This window comes from Nocardia sp. NPDC101769 (assembly GCF_044766925.1).
In the GTDB taxonomy this organism is placed as follows: domain Bacteria; phylum Actinomycetota; class Actinomycetes; order Mycobacteriales; family Mycobacteriaceae; genus Nocardia.
On the sequence record NZ_JBIWMX010000018.1, the window covers coordinates 153740 to 171250 of the forward strand.

Sequence of the window (17511 nt, forward strand, 5' to 3'; positions counted from 1 at the left end):
TGCAATCGAGATGTGTTGGCGCCCTACCCCAGTGCGTGGGCGGTGGTGTAACCGAGCAGCGCCGCGCCGAGCCCCGCAATGACGCTCACGGCGACATTGAGCGTGGCGTACAGATACGAGCGCTGCTCGGCGAGACGAATGGTCTCGTAGCCGAACGTGCTGTACGTGGTCAGTGCGCCACAGAATCCGGTGCCGACGAGCGCGTAGGTGGGCGACGACACCGCGGCGCCGGTGAGCGAGCCCAGGATCAGGCAGCCGGTGAGGTTGACCGTCAGTGTGCCCCAGGGGAAGACGCTGTCGTGGCGGGTCTGGATGGCGCGGTCGGTGAGATACCGTGCCGGGGCGCCGACCATCGCGCCGAGGATGACGAGCAGCGCGGTCATGCGGTGGCCTCCCGGCGTCGGGCGGTCTGGTGGGTGCAGGCCGCGCGGGTGAGGCGGACCGCGGCCAGGGTCGCCAGCAGCGCGCACACCAGGGTGGCGGCCATGTAGGTGAATGCCGTTGCGACCGTGCCTGGTTGCAGCAGTCCGCGCGTCTCGTTGGCGTAGGTCGAGAAGGTGGTGAATCCGCCGAGGATGCCGACGCCGAGGAACGGGCGCACCAGCGGGTGGGCGGTGACGGTCTCGGTGACGATCACCATCAGCACGCCGATGAGGAAGCAGCCGGCCACATTGGTGAGGAAGGTGGCCCACGGGAATCCGGCGACCGGGGTGGGCCACTCCAGTGCGAGCCCGTATCGGGCCAGCGCGCCGAGCGCCCCGCCGATCGAGATCACGGCCAGGATCGCGCCGTGCGATCGCGACAGTTCCTGCTGTTGCCCGGGTTGATGCAGATCGACATCGGGGTCGATCGGCTCGAAGGTCTCGACTTCGAAGGTCTCGACATTGTCGGTCGAATCCAGCTCACTGCTCACACACGTCTCCTACTCCAGCGCACCCCGAGGGGGGTCATGGTGGGGTAGGGACTGTTGGCGGCCGGTGGCCGCGGTTGTTCCGTGAGTCCGGAGCGGCGAGCCCCACCGCCGCATCACCGGACAGGATAGCGAGCCTGCTCCGGTCTCCGCTGACGATGTGGGTGAGATCACGATCGCTGCGGGAGAATAGCCCAGCTGCGGGCGGTGAAATCGACGACTTCGAGCGCCGGGGGATTTGACTCGGTCGCGTCCCGGGTTCAGTATGGGTCGGTCAGCACCTCGCTAGGCGAGGCTCCTGTACGAACACAGGCCACTGATCCGACGACGTCGAGAGACGCCCAGGGTTAGGACAGATCTCCCCGGATTAAGGGGTGATCCGAAGTGGCTTCCCGCGAAGGGATACGTCGTGCAGTGCCGAAGCTCTGACGAGAGGGGTGCCCGCGATGTCACTGTTCGTGGCATTGGTCTTCCCTTCACCCGGTGCGACACCCGTAGATGTGGTCGACGCGCGTGCGTCCCGGCGGCAAGGAGGTGAGGGACGAATGAGTTCCGGCGATAGTCCGCCCCCCAGTCCGGTTCGAAAACCATTGTCGTTCCTGGCTTGCCGCGCGCTGAGCGCTTCCTGAAGCATTCGGAGTTCCGTGGCAGGCCGATCCTCCGAAGGAGTTCTCTCATGGCCGTCATCGCATTTCCGCGTACCCGTACCCCGTTGACCGTCCTGTCGGTGCTCGGCGACTCCGCGCGCCGGGTTCGTGCGCGCCACCACCTCACCGAATCCGAGCGCGCCAACCTGCGCATCGCCCGCTCCCGGGTCGCGGTCCACACCGCCTCGCTGGGCGGTCACCCCTACCACGCGTAGGCCCTCGCGGCCGCGGGCGACGTCCGCGGCCACGGCGGGACGGAGTCTTCACAGCGGTTTCTCAGCGGCCGGTCGGCACAGTGTCGGCGTGACAAACCGTGTGACACTTCCCGATTCGGCCCGGGCCGGGCTGCCCGTCAAGGTTCCGCAGATCACCGCGCTGTTCTGGGTGATCAAGGTGCTCTCCACCGGAATGGGAGAAACCTTCTCCGACTTCCTCGTCAAGCATCTGCCGCCGCCGCTGGCGGTCGGTGGTGCGCTGGTGCTCTTCACCGTGAGCCTGGCCGCCCAGATCCGCGCACCCCGCTACCGCGTCTGGACCTATTGGACCGCCGTGGTCATGGTGGCCATCTTCGGCACCATGGTCGCCGACATCGTGGATTTCGTGGTCGGAATTCCACTGGGCGTATCGACCGTGCTGTTCCTGGCCCTGCTCGCCGGCGTGCTGCTGCTCTGGTACCGCGTCGAGGGCACCCTGGACGTGCACAGTATCGATACCCGCCGGCGCGAAGGCTTCTACTGGACCACGGTCGTGGTGACCTTCGCGCTCGGCACCGTCGCCGGCGACTTCACCGCCGCGGCACTGCATTTGGGCTACCTGGTGTCGTCGGTGCTGTTCGCCGTCGCGATCGCGGTGCCGGCGCTGGCCTGGCGCTTGGGCGGGATCGATCCGGTGCTCGCCTTCTGGGCCGCCTACGTGGTCACCCGTCCGCTGGGGGCCTCGGTGACCGACTGGCTCGCCTCCGACCGCAGCGATGGTCTGAACCTGGGCACCGGCTGGGTCACCCTCGCCGCGGCCGTCCCCATGCTCGTGCTCATCGCGGTGCTCGCGCGCCGTCAGGACCGGGTGCGGCCGGCCGGCGCGCATCCGTGACGTCGGGACGGGTTGCGGCGCTGACGGTTCGGGAAACCTGCCACGGCGTCGAATCCACGCGCGGCAGGTTTCAGGGCTGTTCGCCGATATTGCCGATGACCTGGTTGAGGTGGGCGCGGCCGTCCTCGAGCCGGTAGGTGACGCCCGCGATGGCGCAGCGGCCGGCGTCGACCGCGTGCGAGATGATCTGCGAGCGCTCCATCAGCACGCGGCTGGTCTCGGCCACGTGCCGGGCCTCGAGCTCGTCGACGGTGCTCAGGCCCTCACGGCGGCCGAGCAGGATCGACGGGGTGACGCGTTCGACGAGGCTGCGGATGAACCCGCCCGGGACCGCCCCGCCGTCGAGCGCGTCGAGGGTGGCCTTGACGGCACCGCAGCTGTCGTGGCCGAGCACCACGATCAGCGGGACATTGAGCACCTGCACGCCGTACTCGATGGAACCCAGCACCGAGCTGTCGATGACGTGCCCGGCCGTGCGGACCACGAACATGTCGCCGAGGCCCTGGTCGAAGATGATCTCGGCGGCAACCCGGGAATCGCCGCAGCCGAACAGAATGGCGGTGGGGTGCTGGCCGCCGACCAACTCGGCGCGGTGACCGGCGCCCTGGCTGGGATGGACCTGGGTGCCCCGCATGAAACGCTCGTTGCCTTCGCGAAGAGATTTCCAGGCGCTGATCGGATTGGAGTGAGGCATATGTCCGATTCTGCACATTGGTGATCGAGCGCACCGACCCACCCCGTCCGTTCGTGTTTCGGACGTTCGGTCCAGTGACGCGCGGATTTCGACGGGCGCGCGACCATCATTGCGTCTATTGGTCTGCGCAACAAAGGGATTCGTGACGCATCGAGACCGGTGGTCGCCTGGCGTGGCGCGGTGAAGGTTTACCCACCTCCGCGATATCCATTACAATCTCTTTGGTTTCAGTCCCGTTCGGCCCCGCCGGGCGGTGGAGTTGTTCGATGTTTTCGGCGCGCGGGATTGGAGACTGTGATGACGGTGTCGGCCGTGACCGATTCACCCCTCGACCATGGCGCGATTCGCGTGCGGATCGATGCCGCCCTGCACGAATTCCTCGACCGGAAGGCCGACTCGGCGGCGGCCTGCCGGCTGCCCGCGGACGTGGTCGGGGCGGTCCGCTCCTTCCTGTTCGCCCGCGGGAACCGGATCCGGTCCCTGTTCTGTGTCCTCGGCTGGTACGCGGGCGGCGGGATCGACCTGCCGGACGCGGTGGTGCGGACCGCGGCCGCGGTCGAACTCCTGCACACCGCCACGCTGATCCACGACGACCTCCTCGATGATCGCGACACCCGCGACGGGCGGCCCACCGTGCATCGGATCGCCGCCGACCGCAGCCGGAGGGTCCGGGACGGGCACGCGGCCGAGCGGTTCGGTGCGCGCAGTGCCATCGTCCTCGGCGACTGCGGCCTGGGCTGGGCCCAGGAGCTGCTGCACGGCGCCGGACTCTCCCCGGCGCAGAGCGCGGCGGCCGCGTCGGTGCTCGACACGCTGCGCACCGAGGTGAACTACGGCCGCTACCTGGAACTGGTCACCAGCGGCCGCCCGACCTCGGATCTGGATCAGGCGCTGGAGATCCTGCGCTATCGCACCGTGGCGTGCATGGTGGAGCGGCCGCTGCACGTCGGCGCGGCGCTGGCCGACGCGGATGCGGACGTGATGGGGGCGCTGACCGCCTACGCCTGCCCGCTGGGGGAGGCCGCGCGGTTGCAGGACGAACTGCGCAACGTCTTCCACGATGTCGAGCCGGTCGGTCACGCCGGCCTGCAGGATCTGCGCGAGGGCAGGCACACCGTCCTGCTCGCCCTGGCCCTGCGGCATGCCACCCCCGAACGCCGCGACCACCTGGCCGGGCTGGTGGGCAATGCGCGCCTGGACGAGTCCGGCGCCGCGCTCTGCCGCGACATCCTCTCCGTCACGGCACGTTTCGAAGTGGAGCGGATGATCCGGCAGCGCCGGATCCTGATCGGGACCGCACTCGACGACACCCGGATTCCCGAATTCGCGGTGGCGGGACTGCGCACCGCCGCCGACATGATCATCGGCTGAGGCGCGACGGCGGCCGCCTCGCAGCCCGCGCCGCGCGAGTTCGCCGTTCTGGCTCGTTGCCGTCGGGTAGACCGGTTCCTCTGTTACGGTGGCGAAGGCTGGTCCCGGGATCGGCTGGAGCACAAGAGAATTGACTGGCTATGACGCATGGCGGCGTTGCCGATGGGGCACAGGCCGTGGGTGTGGAATCACGCGTGCCGCTCTACTCGCCCGAGTTCGCGGCGGATCCGCACCGTATCTATCGTGAACTGCGGGCGCGGTTCGGCACGCTGGCGCCGGTGGAGCTGGCGCCGGGAGTGCCGGCCACGCTGGTGATCGGGTACCGGACCGCCCTGCGAATCCTCAACGACCCGGAGCATTTTCCCGCCGATCCGCGCGTGTGGCAGCGCACCGCGCCGCCGGACAGCCCGGTCATGCCGATGCTCGAATGGCGGCCCAATGCGTTGCGCAGCAGCGGATCCGATCACCGGCGGTACCGGGCGGCCAATGTGGCCGCACTCGACGCGGTGGATCCGCACGCCCTGCACGCCACCGTGGAACGGGTCGCGGTACCGCTGATCAACGCGTTCTGCGCGGACGGGAGCGCGGATCTGGTGTCGCAGTACGCGTTTCCGCTCGCGTTCCACGTGATCAACGCGCTGCTGGGCTGCCCGCCGGCCATCGGGCAGCGCATCGCGGCCGGTCAGGCGGCGATCTGGGAGGGCGTCGACGCCGAGGCCGGAAACCAGATGATCACCTCGGGTGTGCTGGAGCTGGTCGTGCTCAAACGCGCCCAGCCCGGCGACGATGTCGTGTCGCGGCTGATCGCGCACTCGGCGGAGCTCACCGACGAGGAGATGATCCACCAGATCGCCACCCTCTACGGCGCGGGCATCGAACCCGAGCAGAACCTGATCGTCAACACCCTGCGGCTCATGCTCACCGACGCCCGGTTCGCGGGAAGCCTGCTGGGCGGCAGCATGTCCACCCGCGGCGCTCTCGACGAGGTGCTGTTCACCGACCCGCCCGGCGCCAACTACTGCGTCAGCTATCCGCGACATCCGATTCTCGTCGACGGCGTGTGGCTACCCGCGCATCAGCCGGTGGTGGTGAGCATGGCGGCCTGCAACAACGATCCCGCGGTCGGCGCGCGCGAATTCACCGACAACCGCGCGCATCTCGCATGGAGCGTCGGACCGCACGCCTGCCCGGCCCGGTCACCGGCCTACCTCATCGCCCAGGACGCCATCGACCAGTTGCTCGACGCACTCCCGGAACTGCGGCTCGCCGTGCCCGATGCCGAATTGATCTGGCGGCCGGGGCCTTTCCATCGCGCGCTGAGCGCACTCCCCGTCGTTTTCCCGCCGGCCCTGCCCATGCACGTGAACTGAGGAGAACACCATGACCGCCGAACCCATCACCCTCGACCCCACCGGCGTCGACACCCAGGGCGAGATCGAGCGGCTCCGCGAGCGCGGGCCCGCCACCCTGGTGGAGCTGCCCGGCGGGGTGCGCGCATGGTCGGTCACCGATACCCGCCTGCTCGAACTGCTGCTCGCCGATGCCCGCGTTTCCAAGGACGCGCGTCAGCACTGGCCCGCGTTCGTCAACGGTGAGGTGCAGTCCGACTGGCCGCTGTTCGCGTGGGTGGCGGTGAACAATATGTTCACCGCCTACGGCGCCGACCACCGGCGACTGCGCAAGCTCGTCGCGCCCGCCTTCACCGCGCGCCGCAGCGCCGCCCTGCAGCCGCGGATCGAGGCCATCACCACGGAACTGCTCGACGCGCTGGCCGCTCTGCCCGCCGGTGAGGTGGTCGACCTGCGCGAGGCGTTCTGCTACCGGCTGCCCATCCGCGTCATCTCCGAATTGATGGGCGTCCCGGATGAAATGCTGCCCGGCCTGCGGGTCTGCGCGGACGGGCTGTTCGACACCACCCTCGGCGCGGAGGAAGCGGCGGCCCACTTCTTCGAGCTCTACCGCCTGCTCGGCGAACTCGTCGCCCGCAAGCGCGCCGAGCCCGGCGACGACCTGACCAGCGCGCTCATCGCCGCCCGCGACGACGAGGACGGTTCGCGGCTGGCCGAGCAGGAACTGGTCGACACTCTGCTGCTGGTCATCAGCGCCGGCCACGAGACCACCATCAACCTGCTCGACCAGGCCATCACCGCCGCCCTCGGCCACCCCGATCAGCTGAAGGCGCTGCGCGCCGGGGAGGTCGCCTGGCCCGAACTGGTCGAGGAGTCATTGCGTTTCGAGACCGCGGTCGTGCACGCCCCGCTGCGGTTCGCCGTCGAGGACATCGACTACGAGGACGTCCACATCGCCAAGGGTGACCCCATCATCGTCTGCTACGCCGCCCCCGGCCGTGACGTGAAGGTGCACGGCGACACCGCCACCGAATTCGACCTCACCCGGGAGAACAAGAGCCACATGGCTTTCGGTCACGGCGTCCACCACTGCCTCGGCGCGCCCCTGGCCCGCCTGGAGGCGAATATCGCGCTCCCGCAGCTCTTCCACCGCTTCCCGGATCTGCGCCTGGCCGTCCCGGTGGACGAACTCTCCGCTCTGCCCAGCTTCATCTCCAACGGGCACGCCTCGCTGCCCGTCCGTCTCACGGCCGACCGGTAGTCCGCGCAGGCGGCGGTGTCAGGGCACGATGACGGCGCGGCCGCGCAGCGTGCCCGCCGCCAGCCGCCGATAGGCTTCCGGGCCTTCGTCGAGACCGAAGCGCTCGGTCGCGATCTCGAGGGCACTCTCGTGTGCGAGATCGATCAGCTCGATCAGTTCACTGCGTGAGCCCCAGTACGGGGCGGTGACCGCCGCCTCGTACGGGCTGATGCCGAATCCGACTCGCGCCGCGGACTTTCCGTCGCCGAGGCCGATGAGGGCCACATCGGAATCCACCCCCGCCACCGCCATCGCGATGTCGACGGTCGGTTGACAGCCGACGAAATCCAGCACCAGGCTCGCCCCGGTGCTGCCGGTGATCTTGCGGACATTCTCGGCCGCCCGATCGTTCGACAGCGCCACCTCGTGTGCCCCAACGGATTTCGCGAACTCGAGCTTGTCGTCGGAGACGTCGAGGGCGATGACGCGCGCCGGGGTCAGGTGCCGCAGCAACTGGATCGCGACGTGCCCGAGGCCGCCGCTGCCGATCACCACGGCCCACGAACCGGCGCGCACCTTACCCAGCGACCGCTTGATCGCGTGATACGGGGTGAGCCCGGCATCGGTGAGCGGCACCGTCGCCACCGGATCCAGGTCCCCGATCGGCACCAGATGCCGCGGCGAATCGACGATCATGTACTCGGCGATCGCACCCGGCGCACCCAGGCCGGGCGGGAAGATCCCCAATTCGGCGGCGCGCGAACAATAGTTCTCCAGGCCCTGCGCACAGAACCAGCAGGTGCCGCACCCCCACGGGCCGTACACCACGACATTGGTGCCCAGCTCCAGCCCACGCACCCCGGCCCCGACCGCGGCCACCGTGCCCGCCCCCTCGTGCCCGAGGGTCAGTGGCAGCTCGAACCCGAATGCCTCTGCGGGCCGGGACATCACGAAATCATCGGAGTGGCACACGCCCGCCGCGGTCACTTGCAACAGCACCTGTCCGGGGCCGGGTTCGGGCGTGGGTATCTCCCGGACCTCCGGTTCCATGCCCACGGTGACGTACTGCAAAGCCTTCATGGCGCCTTCCTTCCGGTCGAACGGCTCAGGTCGTGCATGGTCGCGCGGGGCGGCAAGAACTCGGGCTGGTCCGGTCGATCTCGCGGAGGGGCGCGCGGCCTCAGGGGAAGAAGCGGGCGATGGCCGGTCGGAGGCGGGCGGATTCGAAATCGTCGGTGGGCAGGGCGAGTTGCTCGAGGACCAGGCCGTTGACGAGCGTGAGGAGGTCGGCGGCGGCGGCCTCGGGGTCGGTGGTGCCGGCGCCGCGGAGTTCAGCGGCGAAGGCGGCGCGCTGGGTGGCTCCCCATTCGTCGAGGCTGGCCCGGAGGTTGGGGCGGCGCGCGACTTCCAGGAAGAACTCGTAGCGGGCGACCGCGGCGTCGCGGTCCCCGGCGAGGGTTCCGGTCACGTAGTCGACGAGGCGTGAAATCCGTTGGGGGACATCCACATCGGGCAGGCCGTCGAACAGGGCGCGGACCTCGTCGATCTGCCGGGCGGCCAGTTGGCGCAGGGCTTCGTCGAGCAGTTGGTCGAGTGTGCCGAAGTAGTAGCGGGCGTTGCCGTGGGTGGTTCCCGACTCCGCGGCGACGGCGCGGTGGGTCACGGCGCGGGCGCCTTCGCGGGCCAGTAGTCGGATCGCGGCCTCCAGCAGGGCCTCGCGGCGGGCGGCCCCCCGGGCCATCCGCGGCTCGCGCACGGGCGTCGTCATGGGGGTCATCGTACCGTCGACCTCGATTCACAAAACTTCTCCAAATGGAGAAAACTTGAGGTACGGTGTGCGCGGTAGACACAACCGGTTGGCAGCGGAGGACAGCTATGACCAACACAATCATCACCGGGCGGGTACACACGCTCGATCCGAACACCCCGGACGCCGAGGCACTCGTGCTGTCCGGCGGACGCGTTCTGGCAGTGGGGGACCGCGACACCATGCGGGCAGCCGCGGGACCGGACGCTCGGCACGTCGAGGCCGGCGACGGCGTGGTACTGCCCGGCCTCATCGACACCCACCCGCACCTCATGCACTTCGGGATGCTGGCGGGCGGGCTGGTGGATCTGACCGACGCGGTCGATCACGCGGACATCGTGGCGCGGATCCGGGCCAAGGCTGCGCACACGCCGCCGGGGCAGTGGATCATGTGCACGCCCGTGGGCGAGCCGCACTACTTCATCCGCCGTTCCGAGCGGGATCTGCTCGAGCGGCGCCTGCCCGATCGGTGGACCCTCGACACCGCGACCGACGCGCATCCGGTCCTCATTCAGGCCTGGGCGCCCCGCATGCCGAACGTGGTGGCGTTCAACACCGCCGGGCTGCGGGCCGTCGGGCTCACCTCGTTCATCCCGGACCGGGTCTGCGATGTCGAGATCGACAAGAACGACTCCGGCGACCTGACCGGGATCCTGCGCGGGCCGGTGACGAACTACTACACCTACGACCCCTTCTGGGGTCAGATCCTCACCAAACTGCCACCCCCGGACGTGGCGAACGCGGTCGCCGGGACGACGGCGGAAATGGCCCGTTACTCGGCGCAGGGCGTGACCAGCGTGTACGAGGGGCACGCCATGGAACCGGAACACCTTGCGCTGTACCGGCATCTGCGCGCCACCGATGCGCTGACCCTGCGTGTCCAGGCGACGCTGGATGCCGAGTCGGTCATCTTCTATCCGTTCGATCCGCTGACCGGCGCCGAGTTCGACGACCGGCTGCATCACCTGGCCGAGCTGGCCTCGGATCTCGACGACGATCTGCTGCGCGTCGACGGTCTCACCCTGAGTCCCGGCGGCCCCTGCTTCTCGGGCTACTTCGCCACCTACGAGAAGTACCCCGATCCGTTCGGCCGACCCACACGCGGTGTGCGTTTCGTGTCGCTGGAGAAGGAGGAGGCGTTCGTCAGGTTCTGCGCCGCCAACGACATTCGCGCGAACCTGTGCCTGGGCGCCTACCGTGAGCACGACGACTTCCTCGACATCGCCGAACGTGTTGTGCGCGAACATGACTTCCGCGACCGGCGCTGGATTCTGCAGCACGCCATGACGATCACGCGGCGCCAGGCTCGCCGCTACGCCGACCTCGGCTTCCAGGTCACCACCAGTGCGGGCTTCGCGTGGGGGAAGGGTGCGATGTACGGCGAGCGGATGGGCGAGCACGTCTGGCGCGACCTGGAACCGCTGCACCGGTTGACCGAATGCGGCCTGGATCTGGCGGGCGGATCGGATTGGGGACCGAAGAACCCGTGGGAGCAGATCGAACTCGCGCACACCCACCGGTTCGCCGGCAGCGACCACCGCAATGACGGACCCGACCAGAAGGTGTCCCGCGCCGACGCGCTGCGCATGTGGACCACGGGGGCGGCGAAGGTGCTCGGCTGGCCCGGAATCGGTTCTCTCGCACCGGGAAACCACGCCGATGTGGTGATCGTGGACCGCGATCCGGTGATATGCCCGATCGACGACCTGCGGGACACCAGGGTGCTGCGTACCTATCTGGGCGGCACGGTCGTCCACGACAGCGGCGATCTCGCCGCGCCGGCTGCCGCCGAGACGCGGGGGGTGCGCGCGTGAACGCCCAGGCGACGGATCGTGTGCTCGCTCGGATCGACGGCCTGCGTGACGAATTGGTGGCCGCGCTCGCCGAGGCGATCGCCATCCGCAGTGTGAACCCCACCTACCCGGACCAGGACTACGAGGACCTGGCCGGCGGCGAATCGGCGGTCTCCGGGCTGTTGGCCGGGCTGTACCGGCAGGCCGGGGCGGAGACCGAACTGTTCGGCAAGGCCCCGGGCCGCGACAATGTCGTCGGGGTGCTGCCCGGGCGCGGCGGCGGGCGGTCACTGATCTTCAACGGTCATGTCGATGTCGTTCCGGCCGACGACGCCGCGCAGTGGACGCACGACCCGTTCACCGCCTTCGTCGACGACACCCACGTGTGGGGCCGGGGCTCGGTGGACATGAAGGGCGGCCTGATCGCGCAGGCGTTCGCCGCCATGGCATTACGGCAGGCCGGGGTGCGGTTGCGCGGCGACCTGATCCTGCAGGGCGTGGCGGGCGAGGAGAATCTCGAACACCACATGGGGACCTCCGCGGTCCTCGAGCGGGGCTTCACCGCCGACGCGGCGATCATCGCCGAACCGACCGGCGCCCGCGTCCCGCTGACCGTCATGCCCGCCACGCCCGGCGTGCTGGTCATGCGCATCTCGGTGACCGGGCGTTCGGCGCACGCGTCGATGCGGTCCCACCTGCGGGCCGGGCATCCCGGCGAACCGGTCGCGGCGAGCGCCATCGACGCGGCCCTGCGCATCCACGACGGGTTGCGCCGACTGGAGGACGAGTGGGTGGCGAGCCGGGTCGATCCGCTGTTCGACAAGGGCCAGTTCACCATCGGTCTCGATGTGATCGAGGGCGGTGCGCGCGGTAGCCGCAATGTCGCGTTCATTCCCGACGAGACCACTCTCGACTACGCGATCTTCTATCCGCCGGCGGTGCCGGTGGCGGAGATCCAGTCGGAGATCGTGCAGACGGTCGCCGGCATCGCGCAACAGGACCCATGGCTGCGCGCCAACCCGCCGCGCATCGACTGGCCCATGCACTATCCGGGCGGGCGCACCGACGGGGATCATCCGTTCACCCGGACGGTCTGCGCGGCTCGTGAACGGGCCACGCTCGACACCGCCTTCGCGGGTGTACCCGACGTGCGGCCGTTCCCTTCGGCCACCGATCTCACCTGGTTCACCGCCGCCGGCGTCCCCGCCGTCGGGCTGGGGCCGGGTCGACTGGTCATGGCGCACGCGGTCGACGAGCGGTGCGCGATCGATGAACTCGTCTGTGCGGCAAAGACGTACGCGGTAGCCGCGATCGACTGGTGCGGGACGGATTGAAGGCCCCCAAGCCCCGCCTCGTCGTCGGCATCTCGGGGTCGAGCGCGCCGCAGCTGGGCATCACCCTGCTGCGCGCGCTGGCCGAATCCCGCGCGGTGGAAACGCATCTGGTCATCTCGCACGGGGCGCGGCGCTGCATCCGGCTCGAAACCGGTTCGAGCGTCGAGGAGGTGGCAGCGCTGGCCGATGTGGTCCACCACCCCGCCGACCTGGCCGCCGCCATCTCGTCGGGGTCGTTCCGGACCCTGGGCATGGCCGTGGTGCCGTGTTCGGCGCGCACGCTCGCGGCCGTGGCCACCGGACACGGCGACAACCTGCTGGCCCGGGCGGCGGACGTCACCCTCAAGGAACGCCGCCCCCTGGTGCTGGCGGTGCGCGAGACGCCGCTCAACCTGATCCACATCCGGAACATGGAAACCGTCACCCTCGCCGGGGCGACGGTGCTGCCACCGGTGCCGGCCTTCTATCACCGGCCCCGGACCATCGACGACCTGCTCCGGCAGACCGCCGGCAAGATCCTCGACCAATTCGGCATCGACCACCACCTTTTCGCCCGCTGGCGCACTCCCGAAGGGGACCGATGAACCACGCCCGCACCGATTTCCGAGCATTTCTGGACACCCTCACTGTCGCTGGGCTGATGCATGGCATCGACGAGCCCGTCGACTGGTACCTCGAGGCCGGCGCGATCAACCGCCACCTCCTCGAATCCGGGCTGCCCGGACCGATCTACAGTCGCGTCAAGGATTCGATTCCAGGAATGCGCTTGGCGGCCAACATGTTCGCGACCTTCCCGGGGGTCGCGATCGCGCTCGGCCTGCCCGCCGACACCGATGTGCACGACATCATCGACTGCTATCGCGAACGATTCGGCCGCACCACCGAACCCGTCGTCGTCGCCGAGGGGGCGTGCCAGCAGAATGTCCTGCTCGGTGACGACGCGGACCTCACCGGACTGCCCGCCATCCACGGCCACCCCGGTGACGGTGGCCGGTATCTGGGCACCTTCGGCGTTAGCGTCACCAAGGACCCCGACAGCGACTGGACCAACTGGGGCATCTACCGCGGCATGATCCACGGCCCCCGAGCGCTCGGCATCACGCTGCATCCGCAGATCAACCACGGCGGCCGGATCATGGCCGCCTATCACCGCGACGACCGGCCCATGCCATACGCCATGTTCTTCGGCGGTGACCCGATCTACACGATCCTGGGCGGTCCGGGCGCGCCGCCCGGGGTCTCGGAGGTCGACATCGCGGGCGGAATGCGCGGCCGCCCGGTCGAACTCGTGCGGTGCAAAACCGTCGATCTCACCGTCCCCGCCGACGCCGAGATCGTGGTCGAGGGCACGGTGTCCCCAGGCGACGTCCTGCCCGAGGGGCCGTTCGCCGAATACCCGGGCTACCTGGTCTCCGATCCGGCGCCGGCCCCGGTCGTGCGCGTCACCGCCATCACCTATCGGCACCGGGCGATCCTGCCGACGTGCAGCATGGGCATCCCGATGGACATGGTGTTCCCGCAGATCCAGATGGCGGCGAACTTCAAACGCGCCCTGCTGCAGGCCAGACTGCCCATCGACAAGGTCGGTGTGCCCCGCGCCGGCAATGGGATGGCCGTCGTCGTCTCGACCGACACCCCGATCGCGGGACTCCCGCAGCGCATCGCCGCCACCATCTGGTCCGACGCCGCCGGCAGCAAACTCACGCCCTACGTCATCGTGGTGAACACCGATGTCGACCCCATGGACACCGACGCCGTCCTGCACGCGATCGTGGCCAAATGCCATCCGGAACGGGACATTCACGTCTACCCCGGCTTCTACAACGCCCCCTTGCAGCCCTACCTGCCGCCCGGCCCGCACCGCGCCCTCGGGTCCGGCGGCGCGAACGTCCTGCTCGACTGCACCTGGCCGATCGACCTTGCACCACAGGACATTCCATTGCGAAGCGACTTCGCGACCAGCTATCCGGAAGACCTCAAACGCCGGATCGAACACCGCGTCGCCGCATGGAACCTCACCCCGATCGACCTGCGCGGAAAGAACTGAGGGGGTCGGTATGAGCACATTCGTGCTGATTCACGGCGGGAGCCACGGCGCGTGGTGCTGGTACAAGATCGTGCCGCTGCTCGAATCCCGCGGGCACACGGTCGTGACACCCGACCTGCCGGGCCACGGCAGGGACCGCACGCCCACCCGGGGCCTGACCGGTGCCGCCTATCTCGACCGCGTGCGATCGGTCCTGAATCCGCTCGCGGACAAGGCGATTCTGGTCGGCCACTCGATGGGCGGCGTCACGGTGAAGGCGGCCGCGGAACACTACGCGGACCGGATCGCGGGGGTCGCCTACATCGCCGCCGACGTGGTCGCGGGCGGGCAGTCCCTCGCCACCGATCCGGCCCTGGCGGACATCCTGGTGACGCTGGGTCCCCACATCTCGGCCGACTCCGACGCCGAGACCTTCGAGATCGAGCCCGAGGCGGCCACGCGATTCTTCTACAACGACTGCGACGCAATCGATATCGCCCTCGCGCTCCGGCTGCTCACCCCCGAGCCGAGCGCGACCATCACCAGTCGCATCGACCACACCACCAACCGATACCTGGCCCTCCCACGATTGGGAGTGATCACCTCGGAGGACGCGCTCCTTCCCGCCAATGTTCAGCAGACCCTCTACCGGCGTGACGGCATCACCGACACGGTCTCCCTGCCCACCGGGCACTCCCCATTCCTGTCCGCGCCCGCCGAGCTGACCGCACACCTGCTGAATTTCGCGGATCGCGTGGGATAGCTCGCCGATATCTCGATTGGCCGGATTCGACGAACTCAGCGGCGCAACGCACAGCGCCGAGCACTGCACCAGGAATGCTGGTCATGACAAGTTCCCCTGCCGAGCTCGGCTCCCGGTGTCCGCCGATGCGCATCGGATAGCAGCGTGGGCCGATGAGTTTCGGCGAGTGGCCCGGTCAGTAGAGGGGATGGACGAACCGCCGCCATGCCGATGAGATGTGACGGGTCGATGGCCGGGCCATCACCGCACTTTCATCGGCAGGCGGCGCCGAGCTGGGAGGTTTCCTCGAGTGTCGAATGCTATGTCTCGTGACGAGCTGTGGGCCATGGCTCATGCCGAACGTGCGGCGCTGGCCGATGATCTCGCTGATCTGAACGATCGGCAGTGGGAAGTGCGGTCGCTGTGCGGACAGTGGACGGTGGAGGAGGTCGTCGCGCACCTCACGGCGGCGGCGAGTATCGGCCGAATCCGGTGGCTGGTCAGCGTTTTCGGGGCCCGCTTCGACTTCGAGGAACACAATGCCCGGCGGCTGGCCGAGCATCGGGGCGCGACTCCCGCGGAGACGTTGGACCGGTTCCGGGCGATCATCACCAGCACCACCGCGCCGTTCGGGCACCCGGCTGCCTGGCTCGGTGAGGTGGTCGTCCACGGCCAGGACATCCGCCGTCCGCTGGGACTGCCGCGCGAGCCCTCGATCGAGGCCGTCACCGAGGTCGCCCGGTTCTTCGCCGGCCGGGACTTCACCGTCCGCAGCCGCAGCGTGATCGAAGATCTGCGGCTGGAAGCGACCGACGGACCTTTTGCCACCGGAACCGGCCCCCTGGTCAGCGGAACAACGATTGCCTTGACCATGGCGATGGCGGGGAGAGCCGCCTATTGCGACGACCTCACCGGGCCCGGCTTGCCCACGCTGCGCAGCCGTCTCTGAATCCGTCCCGGACCGGCCACGCCGTCACGCCCAGGGCCCGAGGACGATGTTGCCCCGGGTGTGGCGGCGCCCGCGACACTTCGGTGCACGCCGAACCTTTCCGGCTCTAGCGTGATGATCATGTTGGATCTTCCGATACCGCGGGTTTCGCCCGGCGAGCATGGTGTGGCGTGGTTGCGTGCGCGGGTGGCTCGGTTCAGTGATGGGGACGAGCATTCACGGCGCCGCGCGATCGTGGAGCGTGAGTTGGCGGCGGTGGACGCGGTGGCGTTGCGTCGCGGGCGTGGGCATCACGTCGCGGAATTGGCTGCGGCGCTGGGTGTTCGGGTGTCGGTGGCCGATGTCGAGGTGGTCGCGGAGTGCTATCAACCGCATCGGCCGGTGAGCGCGGCCGCTGATGCGGCCCTCGATCGGCTGGTCGCCGCGTTCGGGGGAGTCGCCGACGAGGTGACCGCGAATCGGATCGGGATTCTGGTGCAGGCGTGCTCGGCAACAGCAGCGCTGATCGCCGGTGAGAATCCGCCGGTGCCCAGCACTCGTCGCCTCGATGAGACGGGTGAGGTCGTGGAGGTCGATCTGACCGGCCGTCCCTTTGGATCCGGTCGCCATGCTTGCCCGGGCCGTGCACACGCGCTGTCCTTGGCCGCGGCGGCGGGCCGCTTCCATCAGCTGCACTATCGGGACGAGCCGCTGCTGCTGCCCAATGTCTGGGATTTCGCCACGGCGGCCGCGCTGGTCGCGGACGGGTACCCGGCGATCGGCACCACCAGTTTCGGCGTGGCCGCGGCGCACGGACTGCCGGACGAGGCCGGGTCGACACTGCGCGAAACCCTCGCGCTGGCAGGCGTACTCGTGCGGCTCCCCGTCCCGGTGACCGTCGACATCGAATCGGGGTTCGGCGCCGATCCGCGTGAACTGGCCGCGCGACTGTGGGACCTGGGCGTCGCCGGGGTCAACGTGGAGGACGCGGCCGGCGATGCACGCGCACACGCGGACCTGGTCCGCGGACTCAAGGACGGCGCGCCCGGACTGTTCGTCAATGCCCGCGTCGACACCTACTGGCTGGGCCGCGACCACGACACCACCCTCGATCGCGCGCACCGCTACGTCGATGCCGGCGCCGACGGTATCTTCGTGCCCGGCGTCATCCGCGACGACGACATCACCGCTCTCGTTCGAGCAATTCCCGTGCCGCTCAACGTCCTTGCCCAACGCCCACTCGCCGACCTGGCGAGCCTCGGCGTCAAGCGCGTCAGCACCGGCTCCCTCCTCTACCGCGCCGCCCTCGACGCGGCCGTGACCGCCGCACGCACGGTCCGCGACGGCGGCCGAGTCGAACCGGCGACAACCTAACCTGCGTTCAAGTCGACCGAGCGCTTCCCAAAGGTTCTCATCTTCGCTGATCAGGGGATGATTTCCGGTCTCGTTGTCAGGTTGCACCGCTCAGCGCGTCCTATCACTTCTCGTTGAAAACGTGAGGTTTTCGTGAGACCGGTCGCTCCGGATCTGAGACTTCGGCGGGCGAGGAAGCTCGAGGATGGTCCGCGCACCGGGTGTCGG

Annotated in this window: 17 protein-coding genes and 1 riboswitch; of the genes, 12 read left to right on the forward strand and 5 right to left on the reverse strand. The window is 69.1% G+C overall.

What is annotated here, in order from left to right:
- Positions 1–23 precede the first annotated feature (23 nt).
- Both crcB and ACIRRA_RS26575 read right to left on the reverse strand, forming a co-directional pair.
- Entirely contained in the window at positions 24–383 is a 360-nt protein-coding gene (gene crcB, locus ACIRRA_RS26570) for a fluoride efflux transporter CrcB (RefSeq protein ID WP_402773254.1), read from the reverse strand.
- Complete coding sequence (locus ACIRRA_RS26575) at positions 380–913, reverse strand: fluoride efflux transporter FluC (RefSeq protein WP_402773257.1); 534 nt, start codon at positions 911–913, stop codon at positions 380–382. The genes crcB and ACIRRA_RS26575 overlap by 4 nt, the downstream gene beginning before the upstream one ends.
- Before the next feature lie 271 nt (positions 914–1184).
- Positions 1185–1354, forward strand: a riboswitch (M-box (ykoK) riboswitch).
- Between the two features lie 232 nt (positions 1355–1586).
- Between ACIRRA_RS26575 and ACIRRA_RS26580 the strand changes: the two genes are divergently transcribed.
- Together ACIRRA_RS26580 and ACIRRA_RS26585 are read left to right on the forward strand one after the other, a co-directional pair.
- A complete protein-coding gene (locus ACIRRA_RS26580) occupies positions 1587–1772 on the forward strand; it encodes a hypothetical protein (RefSeq protein WP_402773259.1) in 186 nt (61 codons plus the stop codon).
- Positions 1773–1860: 88 nt separating this feature from the next.
- Entirely contained in the window at positions 1861–2646 is a 786-nt protein-coding gene (locus tag ACIRRA_RS26585; RefSeq protein WP_402773261.1) for a hypothetical protein, read from the forward strand.
- Between the two features lie 70 nt (positions 2647–2716).
- Here the strand turns inward: ACIRRA_RS26585 and ACIRRA_RS26590 are convergent, their stop codons facing one another.
- Positions 2717–3340, reverse strand: a complete 624-nt coding sequence (locus ACIRRA_RS26590; RefSeq protein WP_402773264.1) for a carbonic anhydrase — start codon at positions 3338–3340, stop codon at positions 2717–2719.
- A gap of 312 nt (positions 3341–3652) precedes the next feature.
- Here ACIRRA_RS26590 and ACIRRA_RS26595 point away from each other — a divergent pair, with 312 nt between their 5' ends.
- The 3 genes from ACIRRA_RS26595 (at position 3653) to ACIRRA_RS26605 (ending at position 7321) form a co-directional block, all read left to right on the forward strand.
- Entirely contained in the window at positions 3653–4711 is a 1059-nt protein-coding gene (locus tag ACIRRA_RS26595) for a polyprenyl synthetase family protein (RefSeq protein WP_402773267.1), read from the forward strand.
- A 140-nt stretch (positions 4712–4851) separates the two neighbouring features.
- A complete protein-coding gene (locus ACIRRA_RS26600; protein WP_402773270.1) occupies positions 4852–6081 on the forward strand; it encodes a cytochrome P450 in 1230 nt (409 codons plus the stop codon).
- A gap of 10 nt (positions 6082–6091) precedes the next feature.
- Positions 6092–7321: a cytochrome P450 gene (locus ACIRRA_RS26605; protein WP_402773273.1), complete on the forward strand. Its 1230-nt coding sequence runs from the start codon at positions 6092–6094 to the stop codon at positions 7319–7321.
- A gap of 18 nt (positions 7322–7339) precedes the next feature.
- On the opposite strand, the gene ACIRRA_RS26610 is transcribed toward ACIRRA_RS26605, so the two are convergent.
- Together ACIRRA_RS26610 and ACIRRA_RS26615 are read right to left on the reverse strand one after the other, a co-directional pair.
- Positions 7340–8380 carry an NAD(P)-dependent alcohol dehydrogenase gene (locus ACIRRA_RS26610; RefSeq protein WP_402773276.1) on the reverse strand — a complete coding sequence of 347 codons (1041 nt, stop codon included), beginning with the start codon at positions 8378–8380 and terminating at the stop codon, positions 7340–7342.
- Between the two features lie 100 nt (positions 8381–8480).
- Entirely contained in the window at positions 8481–9068 is a 588-nt protein-coding gene (locus tag ACIRRA_RS26615; RefSeq protein ID WP_402773279.1) for a TetR/AcrR family transcriptional regulator, read from the reverse strand.
- A 107-nt stretch (positions 9069–9175) separates the two neighbouring features.
- Here ACIRRA_RS26615 and ACIRRA_RS26620 point away from each other — a divergent pair, with 107 nt between their 5' ends.
- From ACIRRA_RS26620 to ACIRRA_RS26650, 7 genes are all read left to right on the forward strand, one after another.
- Positions 9176–10921 (forward strand): amidohydrolase, encoded by a 1746-nt coding sequence (locus tag ACIRRA_RS26620; protein WP_402773281.1) that lies wholly within the window; start codon positions 9176–9178, stop codon positions 10919–10921.
- Positions 10918–12234, forward strand: coding sequence for a M20 family metallopeptidase (locus ACIRRA_RS26625; protein WP_402773284.1), 1317 nt, complete (start codon positions 10918–10920; stop codon positions 12232–12234). The genes ACIRRA_RS26620 and ACIRRA_RS26625 overlap by 4 nt, the downstream gene beginning before the upstream one ends.
- Positions 12219–12818 (forward strand): UbiX family flavin prenyltransferase, encoded by a 600-nt coding sequence (locus ACIRRA_RS26630; protein ID WP_402773286.1) that lies wholly within the window; start codon positions 12219–12221, stop codon positions 12816–12818. Before ACIRRA_RS26625 ends, ACIRRA_RS26630 begins: the two co-directional genes overlap by 16 nt.
- Positions 12815–14281, forward strand: coding sequence for a UbiD family decarboxylase (locus tag ACIRRA_RS26635; RefSeq protein ID WP_402773289.1), 1467 nt, complete (start codon positions 12815–12817; stop codon positions 14279–14281). The genes ACIRRA_RS26630 and ACIRRA_RS26635 overlap by 4 nt, the downstream gene beginning before the upstream one ends.
- 10 nt (positions 14282–14291) lie before the next feature.
- On the forward strand, positions 14292–15023 hold the full coding sequence (locus ACIRRA_RS26640) for an alpha/beta fold hydrolase (protein WP_402773292.1): 732 nt from the start codon (positions 14292–14294) through the stop codon (positions 15021–15023).
- A gap of 301 nt (positions 15024–15324) precedes the next feature.
- Entirely contained in the window at positions 15325–15951 is a 627-nt protein-coding gene (locus ACIRRA_RS26645) for a maleylpyruvate isomerase family mycothiol-dependent enzyme (RefSeq protein WP_402773293.1), read from the forward strand.
- 120 nt (positions 15952–16071) lie between these two features.
- Positions 16072–17304 carry an isocitrate lyase/phosphoenolpyruvate mutase family protein gene (locus tag ACIRRA_RS26650; protein WP_402773296.1) on the forward strand — a complete coding sequence of 411 codons (1233 nt, stop codon included), beginning with the start codon at positions 16072–16074 and terminating at the stop codon, positions 17302–17304.
- Positions 17305–17511: the final 207 nt, after the last annotated feature.